At 72.5% G+C, this 15,297-nt stretch carries 14 protein-coding genes; 9 read left to right on the top strand and 5 right to left on the bottom strand.

Features of this window, described 5'->3' with window-relative positions:
- Nucleotides 1–8 precede the first annotated feature (8 nt).
- Genes rimI through AB0C62_RS21940 form a run of 3 tightly spaced genes read left to right on the top strand, consistent with a single transcriptional unit; the run spans nt 9 to nt 1,826 of the window.
- The gene (rimI, locus tag AB0C62_RS21950; protein ID WP_081221751.1) at nt 9–482 is read left to right on the top strand and encodes a ribosomal protein S18-alanine N-acetyltransferase; all 474 of its coding nucleotides are present in this window, start codon (nt 9–11) and stop codon (nt 480–482) included.
- A complete protein-coding gene (gene tsaD / locus AB0C62_RS21945; protein ID WP_351424338.1) occupies nt 475–1,572 on the top strand; it encodes a tRNA (adenosine(37)-N6)-threonylcarbamoyltransferase complex transferase subunit TsaD in 1,098 nt (365 codons plus the stop codon). The genes rimI and tsaD overlap by 8 nt, the downstream gene beginning before the upstream one ends.
- A complete protein-coding gene (locus AB0C62_RS21940; protein WP_362975503.1) occupies nt 1,569–1,826 on the top strand; it encodes a hypothetical protein in 258 nt (85 codons plus the stop codon). The genes tsaD and AB0C62_RS21940 overlap by 4 nt, the downstream gene beginning before the upstream one ends.
- A gap of 120 nt (nt 1,827–1,946) precedes the next feature.
- Here AB0C62_RS21940 and AB0C62_RS21935 read toward each other — a convergent pair whose 3' ends face one another.
- From AB0C62_RS21935 to AB0C62_RS21920, 4 genes are all read right to left on the bottom strand, one after another.
- A complete protein-coding gene (locus AB0C62_RS21935; RefSeq protein ID WP_362975501.1) occupies nt 1,947–4,247 on the bottom strand; it encodes a glycoside hydrolase family 3 N-terminal domain-containing protein in 2,301 nt (766 codons plus the stop codon).
- Between the two features lie 49 nt (nt 4,248–4,296).
- On the bottom strand, nt 4,297–5,196 hold the full coding sequence (locus AB0C62_RS21930) for a carbohydrate ABC transporter permease (protein WP_362975499.1): 900 nt from the start codon (nt 5,194–5,196) through the stop codon (nt 4,297–4,299).
- A gap of 4 nt (nt 5,197–5,200) precedes the next feature.
- On the bottom strand, nt 5,201–6,022 hold the full coding sequence (locus AB0C62_RS21925) for a sugar ABC transporter permease (protein WP_362975552.1): 822 nt from the start codon (nt 6,020–6,022) through the stop codon (nt 5,201–5,203).
- An 86-nt stretch (nt 6,023–6,108) separates the two neighbouring features.
- Nucleotides 6,109–7,416: an extracellular solute-binding protein gene (locus tag AB0C62_RS21920; RefSeq protein ID WP_362975497.1), complete on the bottom strand. Its 1,308-nt coding sequence runs from the start codon at nt 7,414–7,416 to the stop codon at nt 6,109–6,111.
- A gap of 138 nt (nt 7,417–7,554) precedes the next feature.
- Between AB0C62_RS21920 and AB0C62_RS21915 the strand changes: the two genes are divergently transcribed.
- The 4 genes from AB0C62_RS21915 to AB0C62_RS21900 all read left to right on the top strand — a co-directional run bounded on the left by AB0C62_RS21915 (nt 7,555) and on the right by AB0C62_RS21900 (nt 12,058).
- Entirely contained in the window at nt 7,555–8,583 is a 1,029-nt protein-coding gene (locus tag AB0C62_RS21915) for a LacI family DNA-binding transcriptional regulator (protein WP_362975495.1), read from the top strand.
- Nucleotides 8,584–9,002: 419 nt separating this feature from the next.
- Nucleotides 9,003–10,220: a VCBS repeat-containing protein gene (locus AB0C62_RS21910; RefSeq protein WP_362975493.1), complete on the top strand. Its 1,218-nt coding sequence runs from the start codon at nt 9,003–9,005 to the stop codon at nt 10,218–10,220.
- Nucleotides 10,221–10,371: 151 nt separating this feature from the next.
- A complete protein-coding gene (locus AB0C62_RS21905; protein WP_081218926.1) occupies nt 10,372–10,728 on the top strand; it encodes a YciI family protein in 357 nt (118 codons plus the stop codon).
- 46 nt (nt 10,729–10,774) lie between these two features.
- Nucleotides 10,775–12,058, top strand: coding sequence for an RNA polymerase sigma factor (locus AB0C62_RS21900; protein ID WP_362975491.1), 1,284 nt, complete (start codon nt 10,775–10,777; stop codon nt 12,056–12,058).
- Between the two features lie 41 nt (nt 12,059–12,099).
- Here AB0C62_RS21900 and AB0C62_RS21895 read toward each other — a convergent pair whose 3' ends face one another.
- Nucleotides 12,100–13,281: a methyltransferase domain-containing protein gene (locus tag AB0C62_RS21895; protein ID WP_362975489.1), complete on the bottom strand. Its 1,182-nt coding sequence runs from the start codon at nt 13,279–13,281 to the stop codon at nt 12,100–12,102.
- 90 nt (nt 13,282–13,371) lie between these two features.
- On the opposite strand from AB0C62_RS21895, the gene AB0C62_RS21890 reads away from it, so the two are divergent.
- Together AB0C62_RS21890 and AB0C62_RS21885 are read left to right on the top strand one after the other, a co-directional pair.
- Nucleotides 13,372–14,310, top strand: coding sequence for a polysaccharide deacetylase family protein (locus AB0C62_RS21890; protein WP_362975487.1), 939 nt, complete (start codon nt 13,372–13,374; stop codon nt 14,308–14,310).
- The gene (locus AB0C62_RS21885; RefSeq protein ID WP_362975485.1) at nt 14,307–15,059 is read left to right on the top strand and encodes a polysaccharide deacetylase family protein; all 753 of its coding nucleotides are present in this window, start codon (nt 14,307–14,309) and stop codon (nt 15,057–15,059) included. Before AB0C62_RS21890 ends, AB0C62_RS21885 begins: the two co-directional genes overlap by 4 nt.
- Nucleotides 15,060–15,297: the final 238 nt, after the last annotated feature.

Raw genomic sequence — 15,297 nt, 5'->3', positions numbered from 1 at the left:
TGCGCGAGATGCGCTGGTGGGACATCGATCCCGTACTGGAGCTGGAGAAGGAACTCTTCCCCGTCGACGCCTGGTCCCGGGGCATGTTCTGGTCCGAGCTGGCCCACGCGCGCGGGCCGCAGGCCACCCGCCGCTACCTGGTGGCCCGCGACGGCGACCTCCTCGTCGGGTACGCGGGGCTCGCCGCCTCGGGCGACCTCGGCGACGTGCAGACCATCGCCGTGCGCCGGGACCAGTGGGGCACCGGCCTCGGCGCCCGGCTCCTCACCGAGCTGCTGCGGGCCGCGAGCGCCTTCGACTGCGCCGAGGTCATGCTCGAGTGCCGCGTGGACAACGTGCGCGCGCAGAAGCTCTACGAGCGCTTCGGCTTCGAGCCCATCGGCTTCCGGCGCGGCTACTACCAGCCGGGGAACGTGGACGCCCTGGTGATGCGCCTGCACGACCCCTCCTCCTCCGTACAAGGAACAGAGACCCATGGCTGACGAACCTCTCGTCCTCGGCATCGAGACCTCCTGCGACGAGACCGGTGTCGGCATCGTCCGCGGCACCACGCTGCTCGCGGACGCGATCGCGTCGAGCGTCGACGAGCACGCCCGCTTCGGCGGTGTCGTGCCCGAGGTCGCCTCCCGTGCGCACCTGGAGGCGATGGTGCCGACCATCGAGCGGGCGCTGAAGGAGGCCGGGGTCTCGGCCAGGGACCTGGACGGCATCGCCGTCACCGCGGGGCCCGGTCTCGCCGGCGCGCTGCTCGTCGGTGTCTCGGCCGCCAAGGCGTACGCGTACGCGCTCGGCAAGCCGCTGTACGGCGTCAACCACCTCGCCTCCCACATCTGCGTGGACCAGCTGGAGCACGGCGCGCTGCCCGAGCCGACGATGGCCCTGCTGGTGTCCGGCGGGCACTCCTCGCTGCTGCTCTCCACCGACATCACCTCCGACGTACGGCCGATGGGCGCGACCATCGACGACGCGGCCGGCGAGGCCTTCGACAAGATCGCGCGCGTGCTGAACCTCGGCTTCCCCGGCGGTCCGGTCATCGACCGGTACGCGAAGGAGGGCGACCCGAAGGCGATCGCGTTCCCGCGCGGCCTGACCGGTCCGCGCGACCCGGCGTACGACTTCTCCTTCTCCGGTCTGAAGACCGCCGTGGCCCGTTGGATCGAGGCCAAGCGGGCGGCGGGGGAGGACGTGCCGGTGCGCGACGTCGCCGCGTCCTTCCAGGAGGCCGTGGTGGACGTGCTCACCCGCAAGGCCGTGCGGGCCTGCAAGGACCAGGGTGTCGACCACCTGATGATCGGCGGCGGGGTGGCCGCCAACTCGCGGCTGCGCGTGCTGGCCCAGGAGCGCTGCGAGGCCGCCGGGATCCGGCTGCGGGTGCCGCGCCCGAAGCTGTGCACGGACAACGGCGCCATGGTGGCCGCGCTCGGCGCCGAGATGGTCGCCCGCAACCGCGCCGCCTCCGACTGGGACCTGTCCGCGGACTCCTCCCTGCCGGTGACCGACCCGCACGTGCCGGGGCACGCGCACACGCACGATCACGTGCACGAGGTCTCGAAGGAGAACCTCTACTCGTGACCGTCGCGCTGATGTGGGAGGCCCGGGCGGTGGCCGGCCGGGGCGAGGACCTGCTCGCCTGGGTGCGGCGGCAGGAGCTCGCGGGGGAGCCGGTCCGCCGCGAGCTCCTGCGGGCGCCGCAGGACCGGGTCCTCGTCATCACCTGGTGGGACGCCGCCTACGACGCCGACCTGCCGGAACTGCCCGAGCCCGACGGGGAATTGGTGACCCGAGCCGTGCACCGGTGGCGGTTCGAGTCGGTGACCGAGGACTGACGGGGGCCGACCGGCACCGGCGGAGCCATTGCCGGAGCCGCCCCGCGGAGACGGTGGACCTGATCCCCCCGACCCCCAGAGGGCACCCCGGACCCGTCCGCGGGAGCGTCCGCGTGCACCTCAGGCGCCCGTCGTCACCTCGCACCGCAGCCGCCGGTCCTGGCCCGTCACCCGTCGCGGTCCGGTCAGCGTCAGTCGCGTGGTGTGCCGCGCCTCCGCGCTCGACGCCCCCAGCCGCAGCTCCAGCGCTCCCGGCTCGACCACCCGCTCGCCCGCGCGGTCGGTGAAGGCCGACAGGTCCGCGTGGAAGCCGAAGGTGACCCGGCGCGACTCACCGGGCGCCAGGTCCAGGCGCCGGTAGCCGATCAGGCGCACGTCCGGACGCGTCACCGACGCCACCGGGTCGTGCAGGTAGAGCTGGACGACCTCGGTGCCGTCGCGGTCACCCGTGTTGCGGACGCTGAGCGAGACGTCGTACGAGCCGTCCGTCGTGATCTCGGCGTCTGCTCCCTGGAAGTCCTCCCAGGCGAACGACGTGTACGAGCGGCCGTGGCCGAAGGCGTGCAGCGGGGTCGGGTCCAGGTTGCTGACCTCGTTCGCGAGGCCGAGCGGGGGCTGGAGGTAGGTCCAGGGCTGTGATCCGGGCAGCCGCGGCACGCTCACCGGGAGCCGTCCCGAGGGGTTGACGCGTCCGGACAGCACGCCGGCCACCGCCGGGCCGCCCTCCTCGCCCGGGAAGAACGCCTGCACCACCGCGCCCAGCCGGCCGTCCCAGCGGCCCAGCGCGTAGGGGCGGCCGGTCAGCAGGACGAGAACCACCGGAACGCCGGTGGCGACCAGCGCGTCCAGCAGTTCGCCCTGTACGCCGGGCAGCCGGAGGTCCGCGGCGTCGCAGCCCTCACCGGAGGTGCCCCGGCCGAACAGTCCGGCCCGGTCGCCGAGGACCGCCACGCACACGTCCGCCTCGGAGGCCCGCGCCACCGCCTCCGCGAAGCCGGACGTGTCGGGGTCCGAGACGCCACAGCCTTCGGCGAACGTGACCTTGGTGTCCGGGAGTTCGGATCGCAGGGAGTCGAGGACGGTGGGGATGTCGATGCCGGCCGGCACCTCGGGGTGGTGCGTGAGCACATGGGACGGGAAGGAGTAGCAGCCGAGCATCGCGAGCGGGTCCGCCGCGCGGGGGCCGACGACCGCGACACGGATCCCGGGGGCCAGCGGCAGCACCCCGGCCGGGTTGTCCAGCAGGACCACCGACGCCTCGGCCAGCCGGCCGGCCAGGTCGCGGTTGGCCGTCGAGTCCAGATCGACCGGGCCCGCCGACTCCGGCCTCCAGTCCTCGTCCAGAAGGCCCAGCTCGCACTTCTGCAGCAGCACACGGCGGGCCGCCCGGTCGATCAGCGCCTCCGGGGTGCTTCCCCGGCGTACGGCGTCCACCAGCGGCTTTCCGTAGCAGTTCACCGTCGGCAGTTCGACGTCGATGCCCGCCTCCAGCGCCGCGTGGGCCGCCTCGGCCGGGCTCGCGGCGACCCGGTGCAGCGTCTGCAGGAAACCGACACCGAAGTAGTCGGCGACCACGGTTCCGGTGAAGCCCCACTCCTCCCGCAGGAGTTCGGTCAGCAGCCGCGCGTCCGCCGACGCGGGCACGCCGTCCGTCTCGTTGTACGCCGCCATCACCGAACGGGCGCCGCCCTCGCGCAGTGCCATCTCGAACGGCGGCAGCGTGACGTCCGCGAGCTCCCGTCCGCCCGCCCGCACCGGAGCCAGGTTCCGCCCGCCCGCCGAGGACGCGTACCCGGCGAAGTGCTTCAGGGTGGCGACGATCCCGGCCGACTCCAGGCCCCGCACGTACGCCGTGCCGATCGTGCCCACGAGGTACGGGTCCTCGCCGATCGTCTCCTCCACCCGGCCCCAGCGCAGGTCGCGGACCACGTCGAGGACGGGGGCCAGGCCCTGGTGCACGCCGACCGAGCGCAGGTCGTCGCCGATGCGCCGGCCCAGCTCCTCGACCAGTCCCGGGTCGAAGGTGGCTCCCCAGGCGAGGGGGACGGGATAGGCCGTCGCGCGCCAGGCGGTGAATCCCGCCAGGCACTCCTCGTGGGCGACCGCCGGGATGCCGAAGCGGCCGGCGTCGGCGATCGCGCGCTGGGCGCGGGCCAGCGCCCGCGCGCCCAGCTCCGGGTCCACCGGGGCCGTGCCGAAGGAGCGGGTCAGCTGGCCGAGCCCGAGCGTGATCAGTTCGTCCCAGTCGTGGCCGGCGGTCATCTCGTGCTGGAGCGGGGCGACCCCGTCGCCGTCCGTGGCCGCGCCCACCCACACGCCGTACAGCTGGGCGGTCTTCTCCTCCAGGGTCATCCGGGAGAGCAGGTCGTCGACGCGGACGGCGGCGGTCAGCGAGGGATCGCGCCAGGGAGCGGTGGTCATGAAACTCCTGTCAGGGAAAAGGGGGTCGACTGCCCCTGGTCGTACACGTTCACTTGCCGCCCACACCCATGAGGCCGCCGACCAGCGCGCGGCGGGCCACCAGGTACACGACGAAGATCGGGACACCGGAGAGGACCACGGAGGCCAGCAGCGCGGGGATGTTCACGCCGAACTCGCTCACGTAGTTGAACAGGCCGAGGGTCAGCACCCGTGGGCCGTCGGACTGCGTGAAGATCAGCGGGAAGAGGAGGCCGTTCCAGGCCTGTAGCGCCGCGTAGACGACCACGGTGCTGATGCCCCCCTTGGCCAGCGGGACGACCAGCTGGAACAGCATCCGGGTGGTGGAGGCGCCGTCCAGTCCCATCGCCTCGTACAGGTCCTCCGAGATGTCCCGCAGCGTGCCGGTCAGGATCAGAACCGACACCGGCATCGCGAAAGCGGCCGTCGGCAGAATGATCGCGAGCAGGCTGTCGTACAGGTCCAGCTTGGCGATCATCAGGTAGAGGGGGACCACGACGGCCTGCGCCGGGATCGCCACGCCCAGCAGGAACAGCCGGAAGGCGGCTCCCGACCACACGCTCCGGGTCCGTACGGCGACGTACGAGAGCGGGACGCAGAGCACCAGGACGATCGCCACGACGGCGGCCGCCACGAGCGCGGTGTTCCACAGAAGGTGGCCGAAGCCGTTGTGCAGGACGGTGTCGTAGTTGTCCAGGGTCGGGTGGGACGGCGGCTTCAGGGCGTTGTGGCCCAGCGCCTCGCTCTGGTGGGTGAGCGACGCCGAGATCATCGCGTAGACCGGAACGAGCACGACGGCCAGCCAGATCACCGAGCCGAGGCCGGCGAGCGGGTTGGCACGCCTCGACCAGTGCCTGCGGCGGCGCGGGGTCCGATCGGTGCCCGGGGCCGGGCCCGTCTTCACGGGGCGCTGCAACGTGTCGTGCGACACCTCGTCACATTCCTTCCCTGGTGCTGCGCATGGCGCCGAAGCCGGACAGCCTCACCATCAGCAGGGACAACGCGGTCGCCGCGATCACCAGGAACGAGGCGATCGCGCTCGCGTAGCCGAAGTCGTAGCTCTTGAAGCCCGCCTGGTACATCAGGTACGGCAGGATCGCGGTGTCGGTGCCGGGTCCGCCCTGGGTGAGGATCAGGACCGTCTCGAAGTACGTGAGCGAGCCGACGATCATCAGCACACCGGACGTGGTGGCCGTGTTGCGCAGCTGCGGCAGCGTGATCGAGAAGAACTGGCGCAGGCGTCCGGCGCCGTCGATGGCCGCCGCCTGGTAGAGCACCTCGGGGATCTGCCGTGCGCCGCCCTGGTAGATCAGCGTGTGGAACGGGATGAACTGCCAGCCGCCGACGAACACGATCGCGAGGAACGCGCCACTGGTCGTACCGAGCGTGTCCGCGTGGATGATGCCGAAGTTCGGGTCGAGCAGGGCGTAGAACAGCAGCGAGATCGCTGTGGACGACAGCAGGAACGGCGTGAAGAAGATCGCCGAGAGGATCGCGCGGTTGCGCTGCCTGCCGGCCGCCCACACGCCCAGCAGCAGCGAGAGCACCGTCTGGAACGCCCAGCTCACCACGGTCAGCGCCACGGTGACCGTCAACGACTGGGTGAGCCGGTCGTCGTTCAGCAGCTTGCGCCAGTTCGCCAGGCCGACCGGGCGGGGGTCGCCCAGACCGTTCCACTGGGTGAAGGAGAGGTAGAAGGCCAGGACCATCGGGGCGACGGCGAAGAACGCGAAGAACAGGATGGCGGGCAGGGCCAGTGCGGCGTTCGGGCGGCCGGCCCCGTCGCGTGCGGCGGAGCGGGGGCGGCCCGTGGTGCGCGGGCCGCCCTTGACGTGCGCTGTGCTCACTTCAGCCCCTGGAGCGCGGACACGAACTGCGCCGGCGAGGACTTGCCCACGAACAGCTTGTTGACCTCGGTGAGCATCGGGGTCGACACGTTCGGGGCGACCGCCTGGTCCCAGCTCAGCGTGAACGCCGGTGCGTCCTGCACCATCTGGTACTGGAACGTGGCGAACTCCGGGTTGGGGGAGGCGTTCAGCAGACTCTCCGCGTTCGAGGTGGCCGGGACGTCGCCGTTGGCGATGAGTTCCTTGGTGTAGGCCTCGGAGGCGCTGTCCCGCAGGAAGGCGATCGCCGCGTCCTTGTTGGAGGTACGGGCGTTCACCGACCAGTAGTTGGTGGGGTTGCCGACCACGTTGCGGATGTCGCCGGCGCCGCCCTCGATCTTCGGGAAGGCGCACCATCCCAGGTTCTTCCTGGCGAAGTCCGGGAACTTGCCGAGCTGCGTGGAGTACTCCCACGATCCCATCAGGTGCATCGCCGCCCTGCCCTTGGCGAAGACCGCGGGGGCGCCGCCGTTGCCGTAGCCCACCGAGCTGTAGCCCTTCCCGAAGGCCCCGTCGTCGATCAGTTCCTTGACGGTCTGGGCGGCCTTGAGGACGGCCGGGTCGCCCCAGCCGGACGCGTCACCGTTCTTGATCTTGTCGAAGACGTCGGGGCCGCCGATCCGGTCGACCAGGTACTCCAGCCACATCAGCTCGGGCCAGATGTCCGAGCCGCCCAGCGCGAACGGGGTGATCTTCGCCTTCTTCAGCTTGGCGTTGATGTCGAGCAACTGGTCCCAGGTGGTGGGCGGCTGGAGCTTGTGCTCCTCGAAGACCGTCTTGTTGTAGAAGAGGATCACGGGCTGCATGCCCCGCATCGGCACGCCGTAGTTCTTGCCGTCCAGGCCGCCCGCGCTGAGCACCGACGGCAGGAAACCGCTCTTGAGCACCGGGTCGGACGCGATGACGTCGGTCAGGTCGACCAGCTGGCCGGCGTCCTTGTACGCCTTGATCGAGCCGCCGCCCCAGTTGAAGAACACGTCGGGGGCGTTGGGCGAGCCCATCGCGGTGCGCAGCTTCGCCGGGTAGTCCGTGGCGGGCACCTTCTGCAGCTTGACCGTGCCCTTGGTCTTCTTCGCCGCGGCCGACGCGTTGAACCGGCTGACGGACTTGACCTGGATCTTCGCCGCGTCGTCCCCGTAGACGAACGCGGTGAGCGTGCCGCCGCCGCCCGAGCCGTCGTCGGAGCCGCAGGCGGTGAGCCCGCCGACGGAGGCCAGGGCGGTCGCGCCCGCGCCGAGGAACCAACGTCTGCTGTAGGACTCCATGGGACGGCACCTCTCGGTATGCGCGAGGACTCCACGACGAGCCGACGCGAATGTTTCGAGCTGAACTTCGAATGTTCCGGGAACGTAGGGCGATCCGGAGGGTTCGTCAAGAGGTCGCGCAGGGATACGATCGCGGACATGAAGCCTGGGAATGCGGTGGAAGCAAGGACGGCGACGCTCGCCGAGATCGCCCGCGAGGCAGGGGTGTCGGCCCCGACTGTTTCGAAGGTGCTCAACGGCCGCGCCGATGTCGCCCCGGCGACCCGCAGTCGTGTCGAGGAGCTGCTGCGCGACCACGGGTACCGGCGGCGCAGGGCGGAGTCGACGCGGTCGCCCCTCATCGACCTCGTCTTCCACGAGCTGGAGAGCGCCTGGGCGATGGAGGTCATCCGGGGCGTCGAGAACGTCGCCCGGGACGAGGGACTGAGCGTGGTGCTGTCCGAGAGCGCCGGCCGGCTGACCCCGGGCCGGACCTGGGCCGACCAGGTCGCGGCGCGCCGCCCCTACGGCGTGATCCTGGTGCTGTCCGGCCTCGACGAGTCCGGGCGTGCGCTGCTGACCAGCAGATCCGTGCCGTTCGTCGTGATGGATCCGGCCGGTGACCCGGGCGACGGCGTGCCGTCCATCGGTGCCACCAACTGGCACGGGGGCCTCGCCGCGACGCGCCATCTGATCGAGCTGGGTCACACCCGGATCGGCGCGATCACCGGGCCCTCGCAGATGATGTGCAGCCGCGCCCGGGTGGACGGCTACCGTGCCGCGCTGGAGACGGCGGGGCTGCCCGTCGACGCCGGTCTGATCCTCCCCGGCACCTTCCATCACGAGAGCGGCTACCGGGCCGGGCTCGAACTCCTGCGTCGGCCCGACCGGCCCACGGCCGTCTTCGCCGGCAACGACCTCCAGGCGCTCGGCCTCTACGAGGCGGCCCGCGAACTGGGGCTGCGGATTCCCGAGGATCTGAGTGTCGTCGGCTTCGACGATCTTCCGGTGGCGCGGTGGGTGGGACCGCCGCTGACGACCGTACGGCAGCCGCTGACGGAGATGGCCGAGGCGGCGGCGAAGCTGGTGCTCGAACTGGGCCGCCAGGAAAGGCCCGCGGCCGGGACGCGGATGGAGCTGGCGACCAGCCTGGTGGTCCGCAGCAGCACGGGGGCGCCTCCGGCGTGAACGGTGGGGCCGGGGAGCGGCTTCCCCTCCTGCCCTCGGGACTCGGTCGGACTTGTTGCCGAAACTTTCGAAGACGCCTGTCGGGAGAGAGTGACCCCGGAGCACCGCCCCGGCCGGCTCCCCGCGCGTGACGCCCCGGGCCGGTCCCCTGCGAGAGGCGCCCCCGGTGCGAGAGACACCTCCCCCGCGAGAGAACCGTTCCGCCGCGAGAGCCGCCCGCCTCCCCGACGCGGAGGCACAGGAGCCGTGAGCCTCGCTGTCACAGCCGGTTCCGAACGGGCCCGTCCGAACGGCCCCCTTCCGAACAGCTCATTCCCCTTGGTTCCTTCGGGGGGTGCCGGCCGGTGCCGCGTACAACCAATGCGCCGACCGGCGAGTCTCGTGCGGTGAGCCTGAGACCGTGACGGGAGGGCCTCCTGATGAATTCCCCGCGTCGACGCACGCGTTGGGCGGGACCCCTCGCCGTGGTCCTGCTGGCCCTGGTCGCGCCCACCGGGCGCGGTCCCGCGGGTGCGACGACGGTGCCCGTCACGCCCGCGTTCGTCCCGGTCCCCGCCGCCTCTCCCGTGCGCGAGGACTTCGACGGTGACGGATACCCGGACCTCGCGGTCGCCGACGGCCACGCCACGGTCGACGGACGGCACGGCGCCGGCCGCGTCACCGTGCTGTACGGCGGCCCGGACGGGGTGTCCCCGGGGGACGCCGGCCGGCGGGCCGTGATCAGCCGGGCCGCCCGGGGGGTTCCGGGCGCACCGGTCGCGGGGGAGGGCTTCGGGTCCCGGATCGCGCGGGGGGACCTGGACGCCGACGGCTACGCGGACCTGGTCGTCACGACCGCTGGAACGAGGGACGCGGTGATCGTCTGGGGCGGCCCGCACGGGCTGTCCGGCGCCACCTCGGTGCCCGCCGCCACCGCGCAGACGGGCGACTTCGACGGCGACGGCCTGCTGGACCTGGTGCTCCTCCGCCCCGCCCACGGCGACGGCGCCGCGGGCACCCGGGCGACCGTCTGGACCGGCCCGGTGCGCCGTACGGGCGTCCCCGCCCGGGCGGCCGCGCTCGACCCCGGCGGACTCGCGCACGTCGGTGTCGTCGGGGTCGCCACCGGGGACGTCGACGGCGACGGCCGCGACGACCTGGTGCTCTCCGCGCACTGCGGCGCGGGCACCTCCTGCACGTACGTCTACCGCTCCACCGCCGCCGGGCCGGTCCGCACCGCCGGACACCGCGGTGGCCCCGCCGACGCCGTGGCCGTCGGCGACCTCGACGGGGACGGTTACGCGGACGTCGTCGTGGACGTCGGCATCCGGACCGATCCCGATGCCGATGCCGATCCCGCTTCCGGTGCCGAGCCAGCCCGCCGGCTCGACATCGCGCACGGCTCCGCCGCCGGCCTCGGCGAGGGTGCCGCGTGGACGACAGTGAGGGTGTCGCCGACCCCTGACGGCCCCGCGTCGGCGGGAGCCGGCGTGCGCGTCGGCGGCTCCCGAGCCGGGGCGCTGCTCCTGGACACCGACGCCGACGGCTGCGCCGACCTGGCCGCCCCGGCACCCGGCGAGCACGCCGGCGGCGGCACGTTCCGCGCCCTCTCCGGCTGCCCGGCGGGAGCCGTCCCGGACGCGGTCCCCAGGCGCTGACCTCGTCCGGAGAAGAGACTTTCGAGGGAGACGACAAAAACTTCGAGGAAATGCCGGGACGGTGTCGAAACCGTCCTCCCCCGATCGACGCACAGGTGAGAGGCGGGGACGGACCCCGTCCCCGAGAGCCACCGAAACACGAGGAGTCACCATGCCCCGCTACCTGTCGCTCGTCCAGATCGACGAGAGCACCGCGCCCGCCGAGGGCCCCAGCCCCGAGCTGATGCAGCGCATGGGCGAACTCATCGAGGAGATCACCAAGGCGGGCGTCATGCTGGAGACCGAGGGTCTGACGCCCTCCGCGCAGGGCAAGCGCGTCCTGTGGTCGGGCGGCGAACTGACCGTCACCGACGGACCCTTCACCGAATCCAAGGAGGTCGTCGGCGGCTACGCGATCATGCAGTGCAAGGACATGGCCGAGGCCCTGGAGTGGACCAAGCGGTTCCTGAAGGTGCACGAGGAGCACTGGACGGTGACCTGCGAGGTGCGCGAGATCGCCGGAGGCTGAGCCCTCCGCTTGGCCCGGGGCCGTCGCGGGTGTCTGATGGTGGGCTGTGGAACAACAGCCCACCCAGGCCCCCGGCGGCGGCGTCGACACGGCCGTCGAGACCATCTTCCGCATCGAGTCGCCCCGCATCATCGCGGGCGTCGCGCGCATCGTGCGTGACGTCGGCATCGCCGAGGAACTCGCGCAGGACGCCCTGGTCGCGGCGTTGGAACAGTGGCCACGGGACGGCGTGCCGGACAACCCCGGCGCCTGGCTGACGGCGACGGCCAAGCACCGCGCGATCGACCTCGTACGCCGCAGGGAGCGCTACGCGCGCAAGCTGGAGGAGGTCGGGCGGGACCTCTCGCTGTCGGCACCGCACCATGTCGACGAGCCCGCGGATCCGGACGACATCGACGACGACCTGCTCCGCCTGGTCTTCACCGCGTGCCACCCCGTGCTGTCGGCCGAGGCCCGGATCGCGCTCACCCTGCGGCTCGTCGGCGGTCTGACCACGCCCGAGATCGCCCGCGCCTACCTCGTCCCGGAGGCGACGGTCGCCCAGCGCATCGTGCGCGCCAAACGGACGCTCGCGGCCAAGGCGGTCGCCTTCGAGGTGCCGTACGGTCCGGAGCGCGAGGCACGCCTCGGGTCGGTGCTGGAGGTCATCTACCTCGTGTTCAACGAGGGGTACGCGGCCACGGCGGGCGACGACCTGCTGCGCCCGGCGTTGTGCGAGGACGCGCTCCGGCTGGCCCGCGTGCTCGCCGAGCTGATGCCGAAGGAGCCCGAGGTGCACGCGCTGGCGGCCCTGCTGGAACTCCAGGAGTCCCGCGCCGCCGCCCGGACCGGACCCGGTGGCGAACCCGTCCTGCTCAAGGACCAGAACCGCCGCCGCTGGAACCGCATGCTGATCCGCCGGGGCTTCACCGCGCTGGGCCGCTCCAACGCCGTCGCCACCGGCAGCCCCGGGCCGTACGCCCTCCAGGCCGCCATCGCCGCCTGCCACGCGCAGGCCCTCACCTACGAGGACACGGACTGGCCGCGGATCGCCGCCCTGTACGGGGCGCTGGCCACGCGCGTCCCCTCGCCCGTCGTCGAGCTGAACCGGGCCGTGGCCGTCTCCATGGCCGAGGGGCCCGGCCCCGCCCTGGAGATCGTCGACGCCCTCACCGGCGAACCCGCTCTGCGCGACTACCACCTGCTGCCCAGCGTGCGGGGCGACCTGCTGGCCCGGCTCGGCCGGACGACGGAGGCGCGGGCCGAGCTCGAACGGGCGGCCGCGCTGGCCCGCAACGACCGGGAACGCGCCCTGCTCACGGACCGGGCACGGGACCTGCCCGGCTCGTGAACTCCGGTGACCCGGTGACCCGGTGACCCGGTGGGCCGTGCTCAGGTCGTGGCCGGCCGCGCGGGTGCTCCGACGAGCATGGTGGGGGCGCCAGCCACCCGGGTCAGGAACACCGTCGCGGACCCGGGCCCCCGCGGCTTCACCTTGCGCCGCAGCTCCTCCGGCTCGACGGCCGACCCGCGCTTCTTCACGGTCAGGACACCGACCTCCCGCTCCCGCAGGAGCGCCTTCAACTTCTTCACGTTGAAGGGGAGCCGGTCGGTGATCTCGTACGCCGAGGCGTAGGGCGTGGGGCGCAGCTCGTCGGCGGTGACGTAGGCGATCGTCTCGTCGACCAGTCCGCCGTCCAGGTCCGCGGCCACCTCGGCGACCAGGTGCGCGCGGATCACGGCGCCGTCCGGCTCGTACAGATAGCGTCCGACCGTCCGGACCGCCGGGTCGGGCAGTCCGCGTCCGCGCAGTTCGCGCGGGCCCGGCAGCAGGGTGGCGCGCACCAGGCCCGGTTCGGTGCCGAACCACAGCACCGCCTCCTTGACGTCGCCGCCGTCGGAGATCCACTCGGCCTCGGCCTCGGCGGGGACGGCCTCGTGCGGGATGCCGGGGGCGATCTTCAGCGCGGCGATCGGAGCCTTCGTGGCCGCGCCCACCGCCCAGGACAGAGGCGGCGAGTAGGCCTCCGGGTCGAAGATGCGGCCCCGGCCACCCCGGCGCCCGGGGTCCACGAAGACCGCGTCGTACCCCGACGTGTCCACCGCGGTGACATCGGTCTCGCGCACCTCGATCAGGTCGGTGAGCCCCAGCGCGTCGGCGTTCGCCCGGGCGGCTGCGGCGGTCAGCGGGTCGCGGTCCACGGCGAGGACGCGGATGCCCGCGCGGGCCAGCGCGATCGCGTCGCCGCCGATCCCGCAGCAGAGGTCGGCGACGGAGCGGACGCCCAGTGCGCGCAGCCGCTCGGCGCGGTGGGCCGCCACGCTCGTGCGGGTGGACTGCTCCACGCCGTTCGGCGTGAAGAACATCCGCCCCGCGTCCTCGGCCCCGAACTTCGCCACCGCCCGCTGCCGCAGCCGCGCCTGCCCGAGGGCCGCCGAGACCAGCTCGGCGGGGTGCTCGCGGCGCAGCCGGGTGGCGACGGCCAGCTCCTGCGCCGGTTCGGTGCCGTGCACCTCGTCGAGCAGGGCGCGGCCCTCGGAGGTGAGCAGGGAGGCGAAGGAGACGTCGTTCACCCGGCCATTGTGGGCCAGTCGGTGGACGGTGTGCCTCCGGCCGCGGTGTCGGGGCCGCGTCAGGGAGGTGACCTGCGAGGATCCGGGCCCATGCGACCCGTACGACAAAACTATAAGAGCGGCGCAAATCGGGCTGGTGTGCGCTGCGGGATCGGCGCGATGGCCCTCGCCGTCCTCGTCTCCGGCTGCGCCGCCGAGGGTTCCGGCTCCGGAGCCGCCCGGCCCGCCGCCGGTCAGCAGGCCGGCCGACTCCAGGCGGGGCCCGCCCGCGCCCTCGACTCGTACGCCCTCCGGCTCCGCAAGGCGCAGGCCGCCCGCACCGCCGTCGCCAAGCGCTGGGGGCTGCCCACCGCGCCCCTGATGCCCCCGGCGCCGCCCGCGAGGAAGCCGGTCATCGAGGCCCGCAAGGGGTTCGAGGTCGACGGCCAGAAGGAACTGGGGCTGCCGCCCGTCTTCACGACCGTCCCCACCAAGGACAGGGTCGTCTTCCTCACCATCGACGACGGCGAGGAGAAGGACCCGCAGTTCCTGCGCATGATGAGCGAGCTGAAGATCCCGTACACCGTCTTCCTCAGCGACTACCTGATCAAGGACGACTACGGGTACTTCCGGAAGATGCGCGACCGCGGCATCACGCTCAACAACCACACGCTGCACCACCCCTACCTGCCCGGGCTCTCCTACGCGCGGCAGAAGCACGAGATCTGCGGCATGCAGGACGTGATGAAGAAGCAGTTCGGCAAGCGCCCTTCGCTCTTCCGCCCGCCCTACGGCAACTACAACCAGGACACCCTGCGCGCCGCCAAGTCCTGCGGGGTCAAGTACGCGCCCATCTGGGACGAGGAGGTGTTCGTCGACCACTGGGAGTACCGCGAGGAGGACCAGGACCTGCACCCCGGCGACATCGTCCTCACCCACTTCCGCGGCCCCAAGGACTGGAAGGGGACCATGCCCGACCTGGTCCGGCGCTTCCTGAAGAGGGTCACGGCCGAGGGCTACGCGGTCGCGCGCCTGGAGGACTACCTGTGAGGCTGCGGGTGCCGGTCGCCGGACTGCTCGCGGCGCTGCTGCTCACCGGCTGCGCCCAGTCCGTCGACCCGATCGAGCGGCTGGGCAAGAAGGCGGCGCAGCGGGTGCACCCGCAGGAGACGGCGTACCGCCGCTGGGGCCTGGCCGCCCCGCTCGCCCCGGCGCCCCGTGCGCCCGCCCGGACCACCGCGCGCACCGCGGCCCCGGGCCTGCCGCCCGTCGTGGACCACGTCCGCACCCGCGACAAGGTCGTCTTCCTGACGTTCGACGACGGAGCCGAACGCGATCCGCGGTTCGTCGACATGGTCCGTGAACTGCGGCTGCCCGTCAGCGTGTTCCTCACGGACAGTGTCGTCGGGCCGGGGTACGCCCACTTCGCCCGGCTGCGCGAGGTCGGCGCCACCGTCCAGAACCACACCCTCGACCACGCCTCCCTGCGCGGCCTTCCCTACGCGGGCCAGCGTGCCGAGATCTGCGGGCAGCAGGACAAGCTCCGGCAGCGGTTCGGCATCCGGCCCCGGCTGCTGCGGCCCCCCTACGGCCGGTACGACGCCACCACGCTGCGGGCCGCCGGCGACTGCGGGGTCAGCGCGGTCGTCCTCGGCAGGGCCCCCGGCACGCACCGCCTCCGGCCGGGCGACATCCTCTCCGGCTTCGAGGAACGCGACCTCGCGGACTCCACGGTCCGGCTGCTCCGGCGTATCCAGGCGGAGGGCTTAACGCCCGCACGGCTGGAGAACTACCTCTAGAGCTGGAGGCGTACCTCCACAGGGGCTCGCCCGCACGTCCTGAGGGGCCGTCCGGGCCGCGCCACGCCGTCTGCTTTGGCACTCCGCTTGACCGAGTGCTAATCGCAGTCATAGTGTCAGGCCTGGCACTCCCCCCTGGAGAGTGCCAATGGCGAAGGGTAGATCCGGCACCCGCGACGACGGATCGACCCGGTCGCCACCTCAGACAGTTAACCCCGTGAGATCTCCGAAGGGGGAG

The sequence above is a fragment of the Streptomyces sp. NPDC048643 genome, from assembly GCF_040650615.1.
In the GTDB taxonomy this organism is placed as follows: Bacteria; Actinomycetota; Actinomycetes; order Streptomycetales; family Streptomycetaceae; genus Streptomyces.
This window is presented reverse-complemented; position numbering and strand designations above follow the sequence as displayed.

What these genes read in the sequence shown, in the direction of transcription:
- tsaD (WP_351424338.1), top strand. Translation starts at nt 475, where the DNA reads ATGGCTGACGAACCTCTCGTCCTCGGCATCGAGACCTCCTGCGACGAG.
- AB0C62_RS21890 (WP_362975487.1), top strand. Translation starts at nt 13,372, where the DNA reads ATGCGACCCGTACGACAAAACTATAAGAGCGGCGCAAATCGGGCTGGT.
- AB0C62_RS21935 (WP_362975501.1), bottom strand. Translation starts at nt 4,247, where the DNA reads ATGACCACCGCTCCCTGGCGCGATCCCTCGCTGACCGCCGCCGTCCGC.
- AB0C62_RS21915 (WP_362975495.1), top strand. Translation starts at nt 7,555, where the DNA reads ATGAAGCCTGGGAATGCGGTGGAAGCAAGGACGGCGACGCTCGCCGAG.
- AB0C62_RS21905 (WP_081218926.1), top strand. Translation starts at nt 10,372, where the DNA reads ATGCCCCGCTACCTGTCGCTCGTCCAGATCGACGAGAGCACCGCGCCC.
- AB0C62_RS21910 (WP_362975493.1), top strand. Translation starts at nt 9,003, where the DNA reads ATGAATTCCCCGCGTCGACGCACGCGTTGGGCGGGACCCCTCGCCGTG.
- AB0C62_RS21920 (WP_362975497.1), bottom strand. Translation starts at nt 7,416, where the DNA reads ATGGAGTCCTACAGCAGACGTTGGTTCCTCGGCGCGGGCGCGACCGCC.
- rimI (WP_081221751.1), top strand. Translation starts at nt 9, where the DNA reads ATGCGCTGGTGGGACATCGATCCCGTACTGGAGCTGGAGAAGGAACTC.